General features: G+C 56.6%; 13 protein-coding genes. 3 read left to right on the top strand and 10 right to left on the bottom strand.

Annotated elements, in window-relative coordinates:
- Positions 1–64: 64 nt before the first annotated feature.
- The 4 genes from DOLE_RS12675 to DOLE_RS12660 form a co-directional block, all read right to left on the bottom strand.
- A complete protein-coding gene (locus DOLE_RS12675; protein ID WP_012175887.1) occupies positions 65–1,996 on the bottom strand; it encodes a tetratricopeptide repeat protein in 1,932 nt (643 codons plus the stop codon).
- Positions 1,997–2,113: 117 nt separating this feature from the next.
- Positions 2,114–3,859, bottom strand: coding sequence for a tetratricopeptide repeat protein (locus DOLE_RS12670; protein ID WP_012175886.1), 1,746 nt, complete (start codon positions 3,857–3,859; stop codon positions 2,114–2,116).
- A gap of 14 nt (positions 3,860–3,873) precedes the next feature.
- Positions 3,874–5,184 carry a hypothetical protein gene (locus tag DOLE_RS12665; RefSeq protein ID WP_041280556.1) on the bottom strand — a complete coding sequence of 437 codons (1,311 nt, stop codon included), beginning with the start codon at positions 5,182–5,184 and terminating at the stop codon, positions 3,874–3,876.
- A gap of 7 nt (positions 5,185–5,191) precedes the next feature.
- On the bottom strand, positions 5,192–6,286 hold the full coding sequence (locus DOLE_RS12660) for a hypothetical protein (RefSeq protein ID WP_041280555.1): 1,095 nt from the start codon (positions 6,284–6,286) through the stop codon (positions 5,192–5,194).
- 466 nt (positions 6,287–6,752) lie between these two features.
- Between DOLE_RS12660 and DOLE_RS12650 the strand changes: the two genes are divergently transcribed.
- A complete protein-coding gene (locus tag DOLE_RS12650; RefSeq protein WP_012175883.1) occupies positions 6,753–7,508 on the top strand; it encodes a polyprenol monophosphomannose synthase in 756 nt (251 codons plus the stop codon).
- Here DOLE_RS12650 and DOLE_RS12645 read toward each other — a convergent pair.
- Both DOLE_RS12645 and DOLE_RS18000 read right to left on the bottom strand, forming a co-directional pair.
- Positions 7,492–10,290: a hypothetical protein gene (locus tag DOLE_RS12645; RefSeq protein ID WP_041280553.1), complete on the bottom strand. Its 2,799-nt coding sequence runs from the start codon at positions 10,288–10,290 to the stop codon at positions 7,492–7,494. The two genes, DOLE_RS12650 and DOLE_RS12645, sit on opposite strands and share 17 nt — an antisense overlap.
- An 85-nt stretch (positions 10,291–10,375) precedes the next feature.
- On the bottom strand, positions 10,376–12,550 hold the full coding sequence (locus DOLE_RS18000) for a bifunctional SDR family oxidoreductase/aminotransferase class I/II-fold pyridoxal phosphate-dependent enzyme (RefSeq protein ID WP_012175881.1): 2,175 nt from the start codon (positions 12,548–12,550) through the stop codon (positions 10,376–10,378).
- A 178-nt stretch (positions 12,551–12,728) separates the two neighbouring features.
- On the opposite strand from DOLE_RS18000, the gene DOLE_RS12635 reads away from it, so the two are divergent.
- Together DOLE_RS12635 and DOLE_RS12630 are read left to right on the top strand one after the other, a co-directional pair.
- Positions 12,729–13,733 carry a GNAT family N-acetyltransferase gene (locus DOLE_RS12635; RefSeq protein ID WP_012175880.1) on the top strand — a complete coding sequence of 335 codons (1,005 nt, stop codon included), beginning with the start codon at positions 12,729–12,731 and terminating at the stop codon, positions 13,731–13,733.
- Positions 13,734–13,747: 14 nt separating this feature from the next.
- Positions 13,748–14,695: a glycosyltransferase family 2 protein gene (locus tag DOLE_RS12630; RefSeq protein ID WP_012175879.1), complete on the top strand. Its 948-nt coding sequence runs from the start codon at positions 13,748–13,750 to the stop codon at positions 14,693–14,695.
- An 82-nt stretch (positions 14,696–14,777) separates the two neighbouring features.
- Here DOLE_RS12630 and DOLE_RS12625 read toward each other — a convergent pair whose 3' ends face one another.
- The 4 genes from DOLE_RS12625 to DOLE_RS12610 form a co-directional block, all read right to left on the bottom strand.
- On the bottom strand, positions 14,778–16,448 hold the full coding sequence (locus tag DOLE_RS12625) for a hypothetical protein (protein ID WP_012175878.1): 1,671 nt from the start codon (positions 16,446–16,448) through the stop codon (positions 14,778–14,780).
- A 42-nt stretch (positions 16,449–16,490) separates the two neighbouring features.
- A complete protein-coding gene (locus tag DOLE_RS12620) occupies positions 16,491–17,699 on the bottom strand; it encodes a radical SAM protein (RefSeq protein WP_167320881.1) in 1,209 nt (402 codons plus the stop codon).
- 49 nt (positions 17,700–17,748) lie between these two features.
- Entirely contained in the window at positions 17,749–18,714 is a 966-nt protein-coding gene (locus tag DOLE_RS18455; protein ID WP_167320880.1) for an SGNH/GDSL hydrolase family protein, read from the bottom strand.
- A 321-nt stretch (positions 18,715–19,035) separates the two neighbouring features.
- Positions 19,036–20,157, bottom strand: a complete 1,122-nt coding sequence (locus DOLE_RS12610; protein WP_012175875.1) for a DUF1570 domain-containing protein — start codon at positions 20,155–20,157, stop codon at positions 19,036–19,038.
- Positions 20,158–20,200: the final 43 nt, after the last annotated feature.

Raw genomic sequence — 20,200 nt, 5'->3', positions numbered from 1 at the left:
TTCGGGCCGGCGCTCTTTCTTTACCTACTATTGTTTAAGTCTGTATCTTTTTACCGGACCGGTGTCAATGGTCCGCAGGCAAGGTCTGGTCCATTCGCAGCAGGAGGTCTTGCGCCGCCTTCATTTGCGGATTGATGGCCAGTGCCTGTTCAAGGTAAGGGCGGGCTTTTGCGGTCTGTCCGCTTTCATAAAAGGCCCGGCCGGCAAGGTAGTTCAGGTCGGCGGATGCCGGAGCCTGCCCGGTCAGTATTTCATAGTGGCGGGCAGCCTCGGCCGGTCTGTTTTTGAGGGTCAGGATTTCAGCCAGCTGGAGCCGGGTACCGGCCATGTCCGGGTTAATGGCCAGGGCCCGCTGGTAATGGACCTCGGCCTCTTCGAGGCGGTCGCTAACGGCCATGGCTCTTGCCAGGTTGTGATGCGCGTGGGCAAAGTCGGGCGCCAGTGCCAGCGCCTTTTGGTAGCTGGCAATGGCCTTGTGCAGGCGGCCCTGGGCCGCCTGCACAAGGCCCAGGCTGTTAAAGGTGGCGGCATTTTCCGGGTCCGCAACCAGGGCCTGTTGGTAATGGTGTTCCGCCTTTTCCAGGTTGCCGGTCCGCACGTAGACATTGGCCAGGTTGTGGTGGGACTTGGCGTGATCGGGCCGAATGGCCAGGGCCTGAATAAAATGGCCGATGGCGTTTTGATTATCCCCTGCCTCGGCAAAGGCCTGGCCCAGGTGGTTGTGGGCTTCGTAGTTGTTTTTCGTGACAGCCAGGGCGTGATTCAGCAGGGTAAAGGAGTTTTTCCACACGCCCACCTGGCGGGCGCTTAGCCCTGTAAAAAGGGCCAGCACCACGACTGTGGCTGTCCATGAGGCAGCGGCTTTGTGTTTCCAGTTTCCCATAACCGCGTCTGCCCCCCACACAACGGCTATCAACAGGCCGATCATGGGCAGGTACATGTAATGGTCGGCCATGGCCTGGGTGCCGATCTGGGCGATGCCGCTCAACGGCACCATCATGCCGGCAAACCAGAGCCAGCCCACGATAAAAAACCGATGGGTTTTGGCGGCGCGCAGTGCCCCAACGGTGACGGCCAGCAGGAGAAAAACGGCGCCGGCCACTTTCCATACGGGAAATTCCACGGGCAGCGGATAAAAGACAGACAGCCCGGTTGGAAAAAAGAATTTTGCCAGGTATTGAACATAAGCAAGGGGAACATTTAAAATCCGGTGGGCCAGGGGGTGATGGTGAACAAAAGGCAGGTCATGAGCGGCCAGCACAATGGCGGACATGCCCAGAATCAGAACGAAAAAGGGCATTTTTTCCCACAAAAGGCGGCCTGCGCCGGACCAGTTGAAGCCTGAACCGCCGGTATCCGGACGGGTGATAAAAAGCGGTTTTCGTTCCAGGGGCCAATAGTCGATCAGCAGCAGCACAAAGGGCAGGGTCACGTACATGGCCACCGAAGTGATGCTCAGGGAGACGGAAAACAGGGAGACGACATATTTCCATGTGGCCGGCCGTCTGACGGCACTGGCATACCAATAGATGGCCGCCAGGCCGAAAAAGGCGCACAGTACCACCCGAATGCCCACCAGCCAGGCTACGGGTTCCACGTTAAGGGGATGGAGAACAAACAGGGCCGCCACCAGGCCGCTTTTCCACAAGGCCCCGGTCATTCGGCGCAACGCGAAGAACAGGAGTATGCCGTTGGCCATGTGAAGCAGCAGATTTCCCATGCGGTAAAGGCCGAAGTCGGTGCCGAACAGGAAATGCTCAAAAACGACAAGAAGCCCTGTGATGGGCATCCAGACGCCGGTGGGTGCTTGGGTGGCCCCGTAGACAAGGGTCTTCAGGTTCCATCCGGATTGTTCCATAATAAAGGTGTTTTGCGTCAGGTAAAAATCGTCGCAGTTGGTGGGCGCGTGGTGGCGGATCGGGTGATAGACCCACAGGGCGGAAAGAACCAGGAAAAGGCAGATGGCCACTGTTGACAGTCGATTGCGTGTTTCCATAATTTTTATGGTATGGGGTTTTCTGATGCGTGTCCTGCCGTGCCGCACTGATGCTGAACGGCAGTATATCCGACCCGCCGGAGAAAATAAAGAAAGGATCGGCATGCCGCCACTGTTTTATCGCCGGGCCCCGGTCCGCGCCAGCAGGCGGGCAAGGGTCCGGCGAAGCTCGGGGCGGTGGGGAAAGCGCGGGATTGTCTTGTGGAGGTGGTTGAGGGCTTTGTCTGTTGCGCCTGATGCGGCCAGGGCCAGGGCGAGGTTGTTGTGGGCCGATACCAGGTCCGGATCGGTGGCCAGGGCCTGCTGGTAGTGGAATATGGCGGCTTCGGGCCGGCCGGCGGCCAGCAGCAGGTTACCCATACCGACATGGGCCGGGGCAAAGAAGGGGTCAACGGCCAGGGCCGCGGTAAAGTGGGTTTTTGCTTTTTGTTCCGCCCCCTGAGCAGCGGCAACCAGCCCGAGATTGGCGTGGGCCCCGGGCGAGCCGGGCTGAAGGAGCAGGGCCTTTTTGAAAAAAACTTCCGCTTTGTCCGGCCGGCCCTGTTCCGCGTAGGCGTTGCCCAGGCCGGTCAGGGCGAAAAAATTGCGGCCTGTCACTTTTACGGCCTGCTCAAAAATCGTGATGGAGTTTCTGTAGTGCCGTGTATGAAAAAAGCCGGCCACACCCGTCGCCACAACCACGGCAATGGCGATGATCGACACATATCTGGCCGGCCCTGCGCCGGGGGAGGTCCATTCTTCCGGCACAAGCCAGGTGGCTGCCAGAATCAGGCCGATCATGGGAAGGTAGACAAAATGGTCGGCCATGGCCGGCCAGGGCCCGGACTGGATCAGGCCAAGCGTCGGGACCAGAACCGTCAGGAACCAGAGCCAGCCGAACAGCACCAGTGATTTTTTGCGCCGCAGGTAAAACAGCAGGGCCGTGACAACGGCCAGCAGCAACAGGGCCGCAGCAGGTTTCCACAGCGCGACGGTGCCGGGAAAAGGATAATAGATCGACAGATCATACGGCGCAAACAGCCGGCGGATATAGACCGGAATCACGGCCAGGCCGTTGGCGAAACGAAGTCCTGTTGGCGTGTGGGCGGCGGAGACGGCGGTGCCGGTGGCCACGGGTACGACAATGTTGACGCCGGCCCGCAGGCCCGCAAGCACCAGAAAGGGAATTTTTTCACCCAGCACCGGCCAAAAGCCTGGTTGCCGGCCGGTTGCCGGGTTTTTTTTGAAGCGGTCCAGCACCAGCCAGTCGGCGGCCAGCAGGACCACCGGCAGGGTCACGGCGACCGGCTTGGCCAGCAGGGCCAGGACAAAAAGAACCAGGCAGAAAAGATACCAGGCGGGTTTGCGCCGGCCGGCCCGGCAATAGCCCACATAGGCCAGCATGGTTGCCATCCAGAAAAGAGCGCACAGCACATTGGACCGCTCTGCCACCCAGGCCACGGAGTCGGCGGGCAGGGGGTGAACGGCAAAGACACCGGCCACGAAACCGGATCGCCAGGCAGCGCCGGTGAGGGAGAAAAGCAGAAAAAAGAGCCCCAGCACCGTACCGGCGTGAAGCACCATGCTGGAAAGATGGTGGCCCCCGGCGTCAAGGCCGAACAGGGAAACGTCTGCCATGTGGGAGACGATGGCCAACGGATAGAAAAACACATTCTCCCGCCAGGCCGATCCAAAGGCCCAGGCCAGACTGTCTGCTGTCAGGCCGGCCCGCACATGGATATTGTTGATGATCAGGTCGGGGTCGTCAAATCCGATAAAGGAAAAGGAAAGGGTCTGAATATAAACGGCACACACAGCCAGCGCAAGAAGGGCGGCAATGAAAACAGCGGGTTTTACAAAACGGGCATGGGAGAACAAGGACACCTTGACTCTGGCAGTTACTTAATATTATTCCAGTTGGCGGAGGTGGTATCTTGAGCGCCCCTGCCGTTGACACCGCCCGCCGTGGGCAGTTCGGTTTCCAGGCCACCCGGGTTCAGGGCGTTGGTGGAATAGATGTGGCCGGAGTAGGGATCTCCATCCGGGGTCATCACCATGTAGGTGCGTTCCATGGCCAGGTCTTCCAGAGAGAGGCCCCCGATGTTGCGGTTCGCACCGTCCACATAGGCCACCACCCGTTCCAGCCGTACCTCGCCCAGGACGTTATCCCAGGTGTTGTCCGCATTGTAGGTCGATGAGTTTGGATTGACGTTTATGTTCATTTCAGCTGCCGTGATATCGCCATTGCCATCGTCATCGTGGCCCCATACCGTGTTTGAGCCAATGTTTGTCGATCCCATATCCGGATAGGTGAACCGTTTGGTGAAGTGGCCCTGAATGGTCATAATAATATACTGATTGTTGTTATAGGTGGTTACATCCAGGGTGAGGGGCTGTACATCCAGGTTGCCCATGGTCCACATGCCCGAGGCGGTGTTGGCCAGCCAGTAGTCGGTGGACCAGTTGCCACCGAGATGCGTGGCGCTGGCATTGTCGGAAAATGCCTGGCAGAACAGCAGCCCCTCACCATAGGCGCTCCCGGTGGTGGGATTAGCGGGGGTGGACCGGTTGATACCGGTAAACCCGATGGTGTCAATCAGCAGTTTCATGCCCAGTTCGCCGGAGATGCCGGTGCCTGAGTCATGGGAGGCGATTTTCATGTACATGGAGGGGTTGGCGCCGTTGTCGGCAAAGTTGATTTCACCCACATTCAGGCCGAACAGGTCATTGGTCCTGGTGCTGGTATTGGCCTGAAGCATGTCTGCTTTCAGGTACATGTCCGCTTCCCAGTTGTAGAGGGCCAGGTTGAGGGCGGTACGGGTGCCGTCATCTCCCACGTCCAGCTTCATGTGCATGTCAACGGTGGCCGGCTGCCACGAGTGGGCAGTGGCGGTATCGGTGGTGCCGCTGCCGATGGTGAGGGCCACGCTGTCACTGTCGCGGTAAGCGCCCGTAACAAGAACGCTGTTGCCGTCATCCACAATTCTCAGGTAATGGCCGCCAGACCGGTCGGGATTCAGGTTCAGCGTTGTAGTGCCGCCTTCCATACGCAGTTTGAGATCATCGGCCACTATGTTAATGCCGGCGTGGCCGGAGATGCGGGTCATCTCGTTGTCGGTAAGAATATTCAAGGCCAGCGCGCCGTTGCCCAGGCAGAACAACAGAGCCAGCACCGTCAAGACAAATGTGAAGGGCTGTTTTATTCCCATTTTAACCCTATGGATTGTGGGTAAACGAAATGACGTTGGCATAGTTACCACCCGCGTCCTCAAAGTTGGGCCAGTACTGGTATTCGTTCACGCCGCCGATCAGGTTCCAGCCCGAGTAGCGTCTGTCGGTCAGGTCCATGCTGACAAAAAAGCCGTGGTTCTGCATGCGAAAGGTGCCGGCAAAGTCCCCGTTTCCCGCGTTGACCGTATTCAGGTCCGTGTTGAAGAAAAAATCTCGAAACGAGCCATGATCACCGACGTCGTTGGGGTTGAAGTTAAGGGAGGATATTCGCCAGTACTGGTCCATCATGCAGTCCCGCTGCAGCTGGAACACCGCGTTGCCCGCGTCCCCCAGCGCCGCGATACTCCGGTTCAGATCGGCCATGGACGAGTTGAGCCATCCGGAGGTCACCAGGGGCCGGGCGCCGGAATAGCCGAACAGCTTGTTGGAACCCACCACCAGACGGCGCAGCTCCTGGTTTGTGGTGCCGAAATCGGAGAACTCGGCCCGCATGATAACCCCGTAAACCTGAAGCGGGTTGTCCGGCTCGCCGCCCATGCGCACCTTTTCCCAGTTGACGTCCCACTCGGTCCAATCCGGGCCGGTGCTGAGGCCAAAGTTGTTGATGTACGTTCCCACCGCGCCGACATAAGGGGCCTCGGTCGTCTGTCCGGGCGCCGGGTGGCCGCTGTTGGTCCGCACTTTTCCGGGGCTTCGGTCCAGGTCCGTACCATAGTCTGTGCTGTAGCGGATGATGGGGGCTTCAGATCCCAGGCCGGCCAGGTTTCCCAGCTCGGCGTTGGTGCGGACGTAGTTGCCCATCTTCATGACGCCCAGCTCACCGTAGTTTTCCACATAGATGTCCGAGGAAAAACGAACAATTGTGATATTGTTCGCGCCCCCGTAAAACTCTCCCGGATCGCTGATATCGATTTTAACGATATCGCCGCCCTCCACCTTGGAAAGCTGGCTGTCGGTCATTACCGCCATGCCCGCAAAGAGGGCCGGGCTTGTGCACAGCACCAGACACAGACAGAGTGCCGGCCCGATACAGAGGCGGTGCAGCAGGTGATTACGGACGCGAGAGGGGGATCGGTTCAACGGGCCTCTCCTTGAAAGAAAAATAGTTGAAGGCATAAAAATTCTATTTGTCCTTGCAAACAGTGTTTACTTTTTCCAGGAAAACCTATCAACACTCAACCCTGATGTCAAGAAAAAGATATGTTTTTGTTGGCGCCGGGCCGGTGTGTCGCAAACACTTATACCGCCCATATCTATAGTAAACGGCAAAAACCATACCAGAAGACCGGTTTAAGCCGAAGTCGTTAAAAATACATGATTTTATTATTATTTTTTATTTTACGCGAGGCCATTGGCAACGCCCGTGCCCCCCGGGTGCGAGACGCAATTTGTCACCGGGCGCCCATTTTTGTCCGGTCCGCCTGTTTTGCCGTTACCGGCAATCCGCTGATTGTCCCGCTGACCGGGGATGACGGCGTCGGGTCTCTTGACGGGGTTACGCAAAAGGCTTAACCTTCAGGGTCGGCTTCACATCAAGAGGCGTCCGATGGCGGGCGGGGCCGGCTTCAGAAAGGGGCTTTCCATGAACGGTGACGGGTACGGCAATCTTCTGATTTTTATTCCTACTTATAATGAAGCCGGCAACATCGGCGAAATGGCTGCCCGGCTGGGCGCGCTGAACCTGCATCCCGACATCCTGTTTATTGACGACGCCTCGCCCGACTGCACCGGCCGCATCCTTGACAAACTGGCGGCCGCCAACTCCGCTATCCGGGTTATTCACCGCCCTTGCAAAAAAGGAATCGGCAGCGCCCACCTGGAGGCCATCGCATTTGCTTATAAACAGGGCTACAGCCTGCTGGTGACCATGGACGCGGATTTTACCCATCCACCGGAGGCCGTTCCGGTGCTGCTCTTGGCTGCCAGGGAGGCGGATGTGGTGGTGGGATCCCGGTTTGTTGAAACCGGCGGGTTCGAAGGCTGGAGCCGGTGGCGAGAGGGGTTGTCCCGTTTCGGTCACTGGGCCACGCAACGGCTGCTGAACCTGCCCCATGACGCTACCGGTGCATTTCGGGTCTATCGGCTGAATCATATCGATCAAGGCCTGTTCTCTCCAATTCAGGCCTTCGGCTATGCCTTCTTTTTTGAAAGTCTGTTTGTGCTGGCAAAAAAGGGCGTAAAGATTGTTGACGTGCCCGTGGTGGTTCAGCCCCGTCGTTACGGCACGTCCAAGATGGGGCGGCGCCATCTGGCCGAAAGCCTGTGGACCCTGGCGCGTCTCTGGATTACGACCCGTTTGTAACGTGGTGTGCGGCCCCTTTGAGCTGACCGTCGCCACGCTGTCCGTTGTTGTCACAGGCAGGGGGCGCTGAAAAAGCGCCATACACCTCCACCTCGTTTAAACAGAGCCTGGATTTGCCGGATGCGAAAATCCGGATATAACGGGCGTCTACAGGTGTATCCAGTTTCAGATGCAGGGGGGCTCTGGTGTCAATTGCGTGAATCAATGTGGCCTGCCAGTCTGTTCGATCCGTTGATATGGCTACGGTCAGGGGCAGACCATTAAAAAGTTCCGGCTGTTTTTTGACAACAAGAATACCTTTTTCCCATATCTGCTTTGTGTTGCCCGGCGTATGCGGCAGGACTTTGTCGTAATATTCTCCCTGTAAGGTTATATGCAATAGAATTTCTTCAATCTTTCGAACACATTTCAGGTCTACCTCCCAGGCGGGATTGGGCTCAAAGTGGGTCAGGCAACAGGACGCCACAGATGTGTCGCCGTCCACCGCGCATGCGCTGTCGTGGGTAAACGTATGAGACCGGCTGCTGCTGGACATCTGGGTGGGTTTACCAAAGGCAAGGTTTTGTGGCCTGTGGACGGGTGGGGATATCCATTCGTACCGGGTGTGAAGATTTTTCCCTGAGTAGAGGCTGTCATGCCACAGAAAAAAAAGGCCCAGTGCCCCTGCGGCAACGAGGCCGGCCAGGACGCGCCTCCCGGTTTTTTTTACGCCGAAAGCGGCGGCGATGATGCCCAGAAGGGCCAGAGTGGCGCAACTGATTGCCATGCCCCAGAACGCGGCGGGACTCCAGTAGCGGAATTCAACCGTGCTTGCGCCCTTTGGTATGGATACCGCGCAGGCATAGCCGTTGGACCGGTAAATCGGCGCCGGTTTTTTGTTGACCCAGGCGCGCCAGTGGCCGGTGTGGGCAAGGGATGTGGCAAAAACGCACGGCAACGCGGCCTGTGTTCTGAAAATCAGGCGGTTGCAGGAACTGTAGGTCAGGTTGACCGTGTCCGGTGGCAGATCGGGTGAGGAGAGCGTTGCTGTCGGCGTCTGCGGTTCTGAATAGTTTTCCATCACAACCATATCCGGGGTTCGGCCCCGGTTCAGCAGGTCGTATGCCGCATCGCGGCTGTTGACGGAGGTCCATGTTCTGTATATTTTTCCCAGAAACGGCTCCACCATGTAATTTTTCGCCTGGGTGATGACGTCCATGTAAATAAATTGGCCGATGGGATAGAAATGGTTCGGAAACGCGTTGATGGTTTGCCTTTTTTCAGCGGCAAGTTCAGTATAGGTGCGCAGGTCTCCGGGTTCTATCCGGCTGGCGGGAAAGGGGCCGTATCGAAGGAGGATGCCGAGATGAAGAACACCGGCAATGCACAGCAGCAGGACCGTTTCTTTTTTGAACCGGCGGCACGCGGCATAAAGCCCTGCCATGACCAGGGAAGCCAGCCCCAGAACCGTGGACGCAGGTTCCACCCATGAGGGGATGTGCTGTAAATTGATTTTTGGGGTTTCGCCTATACTCATCTTCACGGCCCGCGGAACCATCAGCAGGTAGAGCAGGGTCAGGACGATGGCGGCCATGGCAAGCAGAAAGAGCGGCTGCTTTTTCAGGGGCGTGTTGCCGCGGGAAGGCGTGGTGGTAAACAGCCAGACCAGCGGCAGAATAAACAGAACGGGCAGCATCATGCAGATACGGGTCGGGGTTCGTATGGAAGATGCCAGTGGCAGATATTCCCATGCCAGGCGGTGGACCGGTGTTAAAGGCCCCAGGGCGTGCAGGCCGATGATGATGACAAGGACCCAGAGCACAGCGATGAATTTTGGAAGTTTGACTCGCAGCAGGAACAGGACCGGTACCAGCATGACCGCGAGATAAAGCGGGGTTCCTGAAAAGTTGGCGGCAAACAGGGGCCGCAGCGGCAGAAAAAAATTACTGATCAGCCCGATGGGCGTCTCCAGAAAATAGGATATTTGTTCATAGCTCTGATGGGGGAACCATGTTTTGCGCACCATATCGAAATAAAGGGGCAACAGGTAGGCGGCCGACAGCAGAATGGCTGTGACGATAAACGCTCCTGTTTTTCCCCAGAAGGCCATCCTGGCTTTAAGCGTATCGACCTTGTTGCCGGGCTCGTGTGAGGCCATGGCGTATGGCAGCAACAGGACGAACAGGGTGGCTGCCAGCATGCCATAATAGGCTTCCGGTGGATTCCCGGAGTTGATGACCCAGTAGGCGGCGGCGATGATGAAAAGCGGGCCTTTCCATCGGGTGGCGTGCAGGTAGTAACAACCGATGGCGCTGCAGAGAAGAATCTGAGCGGCCCAGGTGTGCAGGGCGGCGCCGTATATAAAAGAAAGCAGGATGCGCGGGGAATAGACGGTGACCATACTGATGAAAAAGGCCAGGCCCCCGGCCAGGCCGGTTTTTCGTAAAAAACGAAACATTGCGACATGGGCCGCCGCGAGAATGAAAAGGTCCAGCAGGAGGTTCCACTGCAGGGCACTGCCGGTGCCATACCCCGGCAGCAGGGCCAGGACGTAAGGAAATGGCAGGTAGCCCTGGGCAAGCCCCACGCCTGCCACACTCGGCATGCCACCCATCACCCAGTGCGTATAAAGCGGAAAGGTGCCGGAACGAACGGCAAACAGGAGTTCCGCCTGAGGCCATATACGATAACGAATATAGTCAAGGCCCGGCGCCAGGTCGCTGACAAAGGGAGCCATCCAGTGAAACATCAGAAAGGGCAGGGCCACTATTACAACATGAATGGCGTGTCTTTTCAGCAGCATTGCAGGTATTGTTGTCGCGGGCATTGCTGGAGTCCCGTGGGTTGCCGGCCGGTGCTGTCCATAAAAAAAATAATGACAACCGGTGTCATGCTTTTTGATAAAAACGGATCAGCCGGGTAACCGCCTGAATCACCGTATCCACGTCTTGCCGGGTCATTTTCGGATACAGGGGCAGCGACACGATCCGGTCCCCGATATAGGCGGCGTGGGGGAAATCCTCTTTTTTAAAGCCGAACCGGTTCCGGTAATAGGGCTGCTGGTGCAGGGGGAAAAAATGGACCCCTGTGTGGATGTTTTCCATGAGCAGGGCTTTGCGGAATTGGTTTCGGTCAATCGCCAGTTTTTCAACATCCAGAATAATGATATAGAGGTGACAGGCATCCCGGACACCGTCAATGGCCCGGGGCCGGGAAAGACCCGGCAGCCCGGTGAAGGCGTCGTCGTACTGTTCGGAGATGTTCTTTCTCTGTTCAATGGCCCATTCCAGCCGGTCCAGTTGCGGAAGGCCGATGGCCGCCTGAATGTCGCTCATGTTGTACTTGAATCCCGGGAAAATCACCTCCCCCTGGGCTTGGGAGCCGTGCGCCTGCCGTTGCCAGGCGTCAGTGTTGATGCCGTGCAGGCTGTATATCCTTATTTTTTCCGCCAGCGCATCGTTGTCGGTTGCCACCAGCCCCCCTTCACCGGTGGTCATGTTTTTGATGGGGTAGAAGCTGAAACAGGTGGTGTCGCTGATGGTACCGATTTTCCTGTCTTTGTAGGCGGCGCCGATGGCGTGGGCCGCGTCTTCTATCACAAACAGCCCGTGGCTTTTTGCCAGGGCATGAATTTCATCCATGGGGCAGGGCCGGCCGGCTATATGAACGGGAATAATGGCCCGGGTGCGGGCCGTTATTTTTTTTTCTATCTCCTTTACGTCAATGTTGAGGGTGGCCGGGTCGATATCGGCAAACACAGGCGTGGCCCCGGTGTGCACGATGACATTGGCGGTGGACGGCCATGTGACCGGCGATGTAATGACCTCGTCTTCCGGCCCGATACCGAGCGCCGTCAGACTGACATGCAGGGCCGCGGTGCAGGAGTTGACACAGATGGCATGACCGCACCCCAGAAATTTTTTCATCCGGTCTTCCAGGGCCGTTGTGCGGGGGCCACGGGTCAGCCAGCCGGAGCGCAGGACGGCCAGTACTTCGGCCTCCTCTTCCGGACCGATAGAAGGCAGGCAAAAGGGCAGTGCCGTGGACCGGATCGGCATGCCGCTTTCAATGGCCGGTGTTTGCAGGAGTTTTTGCATGGTGTCCAGATTGTAGTACCGCGCGTCGCCGGGGTCGGACGTCGACCGTATGGCGGCCAGCAGTTCCGGCAGGCTTTTTTCAATAGTATGCTCGGCATGCCAGCCCAGTTGGGCAAAATCGCTGAAATCGACCCGGTAACTCCGCCGGTCCGGCGTTCCGGGCACCATGTTGATGCGGGCGTCTTGCGTATGTTTCTGAATCAGCCGGGCCACGTCCAGGATTCTGTAATTCTCGGCCGTTGTCCCCAGGTTGTATGTTCTGCCGGACAGGGTGTCGTCGGGCAGGCCCAGGCAGTGGACAAAAGCGTCGGCGGCATCGCTCACATGCAGAAAGGGCCGCCACTGAAGCCCCTCACCGAACACGGAGACGGCGTTCGTGGCACAGGCGTGCAGGGCCATACGATTTACAGCCAGGTCGAACCGCATGCGGGGGGAAACGCCGTACAGCGTGGCCAGTCTTAACGCAGCCGGGAAAAAACCACTGCCGGCCAGGGCCAGAACGTCACGCTCCGTGTCGGCTTTTAACCGCGCGTACCAGGAGAGGGGCTGCAGCGGAGACGTCTCGTTTACCATTGTGTCACCATTGGCGCCGTACACGCTGCATGTGGAGGCAAACAGAAATTTTTTTACACCGCAATTTTTTGCCATGCGGGCCAGGTTCAGGGATGCTTCATAATTGACGGCCCGTGTCAGGTCCCTGTCCAGGTCGGCGGAGACGTCGTCGGACAGGCCGGCCAAATGGATGATCGCTTCGATATCGGTGAAAATATTCGAATGGGCGTTCATCTCCAGGATGTCGGCCTGCACCAGGGAAAAACGGGCGTTGTTCTTCATGTGCCGGACCGGCCCATTCCCAAAACAGAGCCGGTCCAGACAGAGGACCGTAAACCCTTTATCTAAAAGTTTTTCGCAGAGTACGGTGCCGAGATAGCCGGCCCCGCCGGTGACCAGTATGTTTTTTATCATGGGGTAAGATGGCGTTCCTGTGCCTGACTGTTTACAACCCGTCGCAATGGTTATATTAATGTACAAAGTGCGCCACGGTCAATTCATAAGCTGTCTTACCGCCGAGATCACCTTGCACCCGCAGGGTAAACATATATTGAGAGGAAGCGCAGAACAACTCTTTTTTGGGGGGGCATTCATGTCGTTAGAAATTGTGCCGCTGACGGAAAACGACAGGCCGATCCTGGAACAGGTTATCGCTCTTGATGAGCATAACCCTTATCGTCATTATCCCGGGGCCGACCGTAAAAAGAGGCGGCTTGTTTTTGCCACGGAAATCTGGGACCAGTATGTGCGGGGGCCTCTTTTTCTCTGGGCCGCGCTGTGGAACGGCACGCCCGTCGGGCTTGCCGGTTTTCAGGGCCTGCCATGGGACAGCGACCAGTTTGGCAAAAAAATGGGCCGGTTCTGGCCGGTTTCTTTAGCGCCCTTGGATGCGGTGGTTGCGTATCGGGTCGCGGAAAAATTGCTGGGCACCGTCCTTGCCGAGGCCCGCAAAGAGGGCATGCAACACCTTTCCTGCCGGGTGTTTGGCGACAATTTTGCCGTGATCCACGCTCTTGAAAGAAACAACTTTTTGTTGATGGATACCCTGGTGACCTGGCTTTATCAGCCCGGCAGGATGCGGGCGCCGGACTTCCGGTGCCGGCATTCCGTTCGCCTGTATGAGGACGCGGATCGGGAAGCGGTATTAACGCTTGCGCGCAACGCCGATTTTCAATCCAGGTTCAACCGTGATCCCTGGCTTTCAGAGGAAAACGTGAGGGCCATGCATGAGACATGGGCCACCAATTGCTGCCGCAAGATCATGGCGGACGAGGTGCTGGTCGCTCAATCAGGGGGCAGGGTGTGTGGCTTTCTGGGATATCGAAAGCACCGGATTTTTATGGCGCAAACAGGAAAAGAGCTGTGGGGAAGCGGGCTGACAGCGGTTTCCCCAAAGACGCCCGGCGCCTATGTATCGCTTTTGCATGCCGCGGTGACCCGCCGGTTTGCCGGCAGCCGGGCATCCGTGCAACCGGACCTGCCGGACCTGATGGATTTTGAAACTCAGTTGTCCAACCGGTCGATTCTCAAGGTCTGGCAGGCGTTCGGATTCCGAATGGTGCGGTTTGGCTATAACTATCATAATGGAAACCTCTGAAGGAGCCTTTGCCCGTGCCGGAAAAAACGCCCCTGGTTTCTGTTATCGTGCCGGTCTGGAACGACGGTCCATGCGTCGGCCGGGCCGCCGACCGGATTCATACCGTTCTGAAACGGACCTGTGCGTCTTACGAAGTCATTTTTGTGGATGACGGCAGCAGCGACAACAGTTTTGAGGAGATTTGCCGGGCCTGCGCCGCCCATGCCCATACCATGGGCATCCGTCTGGCCCGCCACGCCGGCCAGCATGCCGCCTTGCGGGCCGGTTTGGCAAAAGCGTCCGGTGAAGTGCTGGTCAACTTCGATGTGGATATGCAAGGAGTTCCCGAAGACATTCCCCGGCTGGTGGAAAAAGTAGGGGAAGGGTTTGACCTGGTCTGTGGCTGGCGGACAGAAAGGAGGGAGGCTTGGCATCGGCGGGTTTTTTCTTTTTTCCTGAACCGATGGGTGAACCGGCACACCGGCCGGTTCCTTCACGATAACGGCTGTTTCAAGGCCATCAACCGAAAGGTGGCCGACCGGATCGGCCAGAACGACAGCAGCCGTTTTCTTACAGCCCTGGTGCCTGCCCTGGCCGACCGGGTGACCGAGGTGCCGGTGTCGTGGCGCAAAAGGGAACAGGGCCGATCCCGTTATGCTCTCAGAGAAACAGCATCCATGGTCCTCGATTTTTTTCTGGTATATCCGGTGCTCCCGTTTGTCTGGTTTTTTTGGGGTGGCCTGACAGTGCTGATGGCCGGCGGTGCAGTGCTGGGTATCGGCCTTTGCCGGCTAACCGATTCCGGTTATTGGCAGCCTTCCTGGTTGACATGGACCGGAGGCGCGCTTCTGGCTCTGGGCGGCATGCTGTTTGCGGTGTGGACATGGGCGCATCGTGGAATACACAGACGAAAAAAAATTTCGAACGTTTCCTTGCTGTTGATTGAGCGGATCGTTGGAAAGACCGACGGGAATAACGGATAGGCCACAACACGTTTGACCGGGACGGTTGTCTCTGTTCCCATACGGATTAAAACCACGCCGATCCAAACAACTGTTTGCCTTCTTAGAAAACAGGGTCGGTTCCCGTTTCGACGATTCGATATAAACGCGTGCGTCCCGATACAAGCAGAAGTTGCGGCGCGGCCCCTTCAGGCCCGTGTTCTTGTATGAAACGTTCAAAAATCGATGCATGCGTCGAAGCGTTCATAACCAGGTGATAGGTACCCGGCAGCGCCAGACCCGCGTAAATATCATGCCCATAGGTCGATCGCAGCCGCTGAAGGATTTTGGGGTAGGATCCCGTCCATCCGCCTATAAGATGAAGACGGCGGGGTGTTTCCGGCCACTGCAGGGGGGTAAACAGTATGTGCCGTCCGTTTGAGACGGCACCCGGCCAACAGGCCGCTGTCTGGATGTTGTTTGCTTCGCAGAAGCGCCAAACGGGGCCGGTCATTGCCAGCTCTTTTTTCTGGTTATCGATTAACGCCGTCTGCTGTTTAAGGGTCATCCACAGGGCGGCAAACAGCACCATCATGATCGCCATATAGAAAACAGGCTTGCGCTTCCGTGAAGCAATATTGTGAACCCCCGGCCCAAGAAGGGCGGTGACAGTGACAGCGCCAAAGGTAAGAAAGGGCAGGCATATCCTGGGCACCATGCGGCACGTGTATAATGCAATCAGGAAGAGTGTCAAAACGGTTCCGCCGGATATGATGCGTGCCCGCCTGGAAAAAATGCTGGTAAACAGGAGAAAAGCCGTTAGTATCAGGGCCTGACCATGGGTGAGCGCATAAACGGCCCGTTTCAGGCCCGCACCCATACGGTGGGGGGTGAATGCCGGCACGGGCGGCACTCGCTTTAGATTTTCCAGGTGCAAAGGGGGGGAGTCAATCCCCATGAAGAAGATCATCATGTGAAAATCATTTTCAGAAATACCCAGTTTCTGAAGGGCGGGCGTGTATCTGTATCGGCTGGAATCTGTAAAGTTGTGACGATACATATTGTATTCAAGCAGGCGGCTGTGTTCCGGGGAGCGATTATAAAGAAACAGATTAAACATATGCATTAGAAAAGCAAAGATCATCATTGTCGTTATTATGCCGGCGCGTTTCCAAAAACCATTTGATTCAGTTGCCGGGTATGGTTGGGCAGACCGCCGAATGTTAAGAAGAATATGTATCCCCAGGGCGCAGCCGGTCATCAGGAACACCGCCGGTGGACGGTAGAGGCAGGCCACAAAAAGAAAAATAAACGAGGATAAAACCGTTTTGAACGATACGGATGATGTCTGTTCAATATTTTTGATCAGAAACGGTAAAATTGCCACCATGGTCAGCAGAAGGGAAAGGATCGTGGCGTTTGGTTGAAAAGGCAGAAGTCCCAGAAGCACAAAGGCGGTTACCAGAAACATTACCGGATACGATAATTTTCGGCAGGCCGCCAGAAAGAGAAACAAGCGTCCTATTCCTGCCACATAAGCCATGGTAATGAAAAGGGCATACCAGAAAAAGTTTTCTTTCCAGGCGTACAGCCATTTTAAAATAAACCCCAATACCGAGTGAGTGGCGGGTGTGTGGTATTCTCCCTGTTGGAGAATATAGATGATCCCTACATCATCATTTATGTAATAAGCAAGGGCCCCAGCGCATCCCAGCACAATGTAGGCGAACAGGAAAAACAGGGGGACCCAAAACCCGACGGAAATTTTGCGCTCTGGTTGCTGCGGGGCTGCCATTCGTTATTTCCCAGGCTTTTTCTGAGATTGGGTGACGGTCATTTATCGTGGATCGTCGGATTGTACCGGCACAAGAGGACCGCCGAACATTCTGTATTCATCCAGCCGGCAGGAATGGACCAGTTCTCCTTCGTGGAGCATGTAGTTGACGCAGCCGTCACACAGGTTCATTTTGCCGCTGATAACCTCCAGGGGCTGCTGAATGTTGATGGTCTGGGTATAGATTTTTTCAGCCAGAACAGAGGGGTTTCGTATCACGCATTTCAGATAGGTTTTCAATGCCTGACGCATTCGGCCGTCGATCAGCGCAAACAGAAAAATTTTTTTCCCCACCCCGAATTCGCGGGCCGCAATGGCATATTTTCGAGAAAAAAGACGCAGTACCCAGAGACCCATTTTGATTGTGACAGGGCCGGCGGTGCCGAAGATCTGTTTTTTGCTGCCAATATAAGGAATGACAAGAAATTTGAAGGTCTCCGGCGCCGCGGTGCCTGGCGTATAGGCGCTGGGCCAGGAACCGGGGAAGTGGTCATTGATAATACGCCAGACATCTTCGGAACGGATGGTAATCTCGTGGGTGTCCGCCACCCGGGTTCGCATTTGACGAATGTCCACCGGCCGGCCGTTGACATGGTAGGTAATGGCGGGTGTGTCCGGCAGCCCCCGAAACACGATCAGGGAGAGGTGCTGGACTTTGTGGGGATTTTTGTGAAGCCACCTTACGATATGGGGAATCTGATCCAGGGAGGAGCGATAGACCGTTGTATAAAATCCGCACTCCACGCCACCCAGTTGGAACACCATGTCGGCATAGTGCTGGCGCAGTGTGTTATGCTCCTGTTCATCCTTCCCCGTCCAACCGGGCCGGTTCTGTTGATAATCCACGTGAAAATGGAAGGCGGCAAGGCCGGCCTTTTTCAGGGTGGCGGCCAGCTCAGGTGTCAGGCAGTGGCCGTTTGTCAGCAGCCGGGGTTTGAGCCCTCGCCCGGCAATAAAGCTGACGATTTCCGGCAACCGGGGATGCAGCAGGGGTTCACCGCCGGCAATGGCGATGGTTTCACAGTTAAGGGCCTGCTGAAGCGCCACCACATCCGAGCAAATGGTCTCCAGCGACCGGTCTCCTTCCAGGGTGTGCCGGTAACAGCCGCGACAGGACAGATCGCACCGGTCCGTTATTTCAATCCATCCACCAGGGCTGTTGCGTTGGTCCCAGGGCAGTCTGTAGAGTTTTTTTTGATCCAGTGTCATCATGGTTGTTGCGACAATATCCCAAAAAAAGTATTTTGACAATCCGTCCGCCTCAGTTGCCGAAAGTGGCGCGCGCGGTTCCAGGTCGGATACCATTACTGCCAACTGCTTTCCCACGGAGACTTTTTCCAACAGACGGCTTTGTCCCTTCCGAGGCAATACGGTCCAATATGATCGGCACAAGGACTTCAGCCCAGAATCGATTGGCCAGGGCATTGGGATGCCCTTCCCCGGGTACGCGAAGCCGGTCTGTCAGAGGGAGCCTGCCATCTAGGGAATCAATGGCATGTTGCTTCAGAAAAGCCCGATATTGGTGATAGCCCGGCGGATTCGCCTGCAAAAAGATTACTATGAATTCGGCACCGTTCTTTCTGCATGTTTCTTTCATTTGCAGCAGTAGTTTTTCAGTAACAACCCGTTTTTGTCGGGTTCTTGAGCTTAATCGCCATTTTAAAAGGGATGCCTGAGCCAGCGTGAGCAGTGCGCTGTGCTCGCGTAACGAGAAAAATGGGTAGTGGGTGGGCGGATGACGCGTCAGTGTGCCGTTGTGTTGGATGGTGCAGTAAGGGACAGCAACGGTTTTGCGGGTTTGGAGGGCATATTCCGCAAGCATGCGAAGATGAGAAAACGCGGCAACATTCCGGTTTTCATGGTCATCAAAAAAGCCGTAAATCACAAGATCGGGTGCTGGTGACTGTGTGGTCAGATGTTCCAGAAGAAGCAGGGACTGGTAGGTGCCATACCCGTCGCAACCGAAGTTCCGGATATCAGCCTCGGGCAGCATTTCCTGCAGTTGCCATGCGAACGTATCCTCATCGCTCAGGGCCCGGCCATAGGTCAGAGATCCGCCCAGCAGCAGAACATGATAGGGGCCCCCCGTTTTGGACGAAGGCCGGGTGATGCGTTCACCGTTTGCCAGGAAGGTGGTAATCACCGGTCCCGTAAGATCTGAATATCCGGGATGCACATGTCTGCCGGGCATGTTTTTCCAGCCCAGCCCGGCATCCTCCATATGCATAACCGGCCCCCGTATATATGTTTTCACCTGGTGGAGTGTATGGCGCCAGGGCTGCACCCCCCCGATTTTTAAGGCGATCTCGGCTCCCATCAGCATCAGACAGAATACAAACAGCCAGGCCGCAAATATTTTTATGAAAGACCGCATGAATGTGTCCGTGTCCTAGTAAGTTGAATTGCTTGTAAATAAATAACAAAACGGCCTGAAAAGCAAGTCGGCCGATATTTTTGCAAATTTTTGAACAGGGTAGGTTCTGGACACGTATTCTGAAATGGCACGATCACTGTTATTCGCGGCGAGGGGAAGATGATTTTCTGAATTCTAATGCCGATGCATCTTTTCCATCAGCACGCCTTGTGGGTCGGTTGCGTTTACAGCGATGCCGGCATTTGACCCGGCAAACGCATACGTGTTCAGAGCCAGCATGCGCTGCCGCCAGTCCCGGGCCCACGCCTCGGGAGTAGCGCCGCTTCCCACAACGATCTGGTTGAAAAGGGCCAGGGAGCGTTGGGCCATCACCGGGTTCCATGTATGAAAGTTTACGGCCGGCCCTGCGGAATCAGTCGGATCGTTGTTCAAAAGCGACTGGTATCGATCCGAAAGGTCGGTTCCAAGGGCCTTCAGGTAGAAGTCCAGAAGGTCGGGTGCTCCCGGAAGGTGGGCCCGGCCGGCCCCGTGTTTCAGGTCATACACAAGCCCCCAGGCCATGGCGTAATCCCCGGAATCAAAGGGTGCGCCATAGGGCCGGGACAAAACAGCCGCAAGGTCGGGCACTTTTTTCTTTTCAAGTTTTTGGGCCAGTTCGGCCAGCCGGTCTTTGTTGATCCCCCCCGTTATCAGCCGCCCGTTGACCATTCGGGCCGATTCCATATAGGTGGCCAGCCCTTCGTTTGCCCACAGGGGAAGGCCGATATGGCCCTGGTTTCGGTTGCCGGGATTATGGCGGGGGGAGGTGATGCGCCATCTCGTGTCGACCTGCTGGTGAAGCCCTTCATGCAGGAGCAGGGAAAAAGGGAACGGCTCTTCAGTTTTTTCCCATCGCACATGAACGGCCGAGGGCACCACCGGGGAAAAAAACCCGGGAATTGATGAGTGGAACGCCAGGCCGGAGGCCACTTTCCGGTACCGGTCACGGTCGGTGTAAAGCCAGACAGCGGAAGGGTCCTCGCCCTGGAGCGGCGGATCCAGGCCCAGGACCCGCTCAAAGGCGGTTCCGGCCTGTTCCATGAAGGCGGCCACATCCGAAAGTGGGACGCTCTCTCCGTCACTGCACACCCGGTACCGGGGGGTGGAAATACAGTGCCGGGTCATGGCCGGGGTCACCCTTGCCACGGCGGCCCGGTAGCGGTTTTCCCAGACCGGTCCCGCGCAGGCCGCAAGCCCCGCCATAAGGACGGACAGCAGGATCAGGCCGGCCCCTGCTTTTGATTTAAAGAAGCCCATAATTATTAAACGTTCCGATCAGTGCCGATGACGATACCATAGG

It is taken from the genome of Desulfosudis oleivorans Hxd3, from assembly GCF_000018405.1.
Lineage (GTDB): Bacteria > Desulfobacterota > Desulfobacteria > Desulfobacterales > Desulfosudaceae > Desulfosudis > Desulfosudis oleivorans.
The sequence above is the reverse complement of the archived record's forward strand: the minus strand, read 5'-3'. Positions and strand labels throughout refer to the sequence as shown.

Excerpts from the sequence above, each read along its gene's own strand:
- DOLE_RS12645 (WP_041280553.1), bottom strand. The coding sequence starts at position 10,290 with ATGCTGCTGAAAAGACACGCCATTCATGTTGTAATAGTGGCCCTGCCC.
- DOLE_RS12610 (WP_012175875.1), bottom strand. The coding sequence starts at position 20,157 with ATGGGCTTCTTTAAATCAAAAGCAGGGGCCGGCCTGATCCTGCTGTCC.
- DOLE_RS12675 (WP_012175887.1), bottom strand. The coding sequence starts at position 1,996 with ATGGAAACACGCAATCGACTGTCAACAGTGGCCATCTGCCTTTTCCTG.
- DOLE_RS12620 (WP_167320881.1), bottom strand. The coding sequence starts at position 17,699 with ATGATGACACTGGATCAAAAAAAACTCTACAGACTGCCCTGGGACCAA.
- DOLE_RS12650 (WP_012175883.1), top strand. The coding sequence starts at position 6,753 with ATGGCGGGCGGGGCCGGCTTCAGAAAGGGGCTTTCCATGAACGGTGAC.
- DOLE_RS18455 (WP_167320880.1), bottom strand. The coding sequence starts at position 18,714 with ATGCATATGGAGGATGCCGGGCTGGGCTGGAAAAACATGCCCGGCAGA.
- DOLE_RS12665 (WP_041280556.1), bottom strand. The coding sequence starts at position 5,184 with ATGGGAATAAAACAGCCCTTCACATTTGTCTTGACGGTGCTGGCTCTG.
- DOLE_RS12635 (WP_012175880.1), top strand. The coding sequence starts at position 12,729 with ATGTCGTTAGAAATTGTGCCGCTGACGGAAAACGACAGGCCGATCCTG.
- DOLE_RS12625 (WP_012175878.1), bottom strand. The coding sequence starts at position 16,448 with ATGGCAGCCCCGCAGCAACCAGAGCGCAAAATTTCCGTCGGGTTTTGG.
- DOLE_RS18000 (WP_012175881.1), bottom strand. The coding sequence starts at position 12,550 with ATGATAAAAAACATACTGGTCACCGGCGGGGCCGGCTATCTCGGCACC.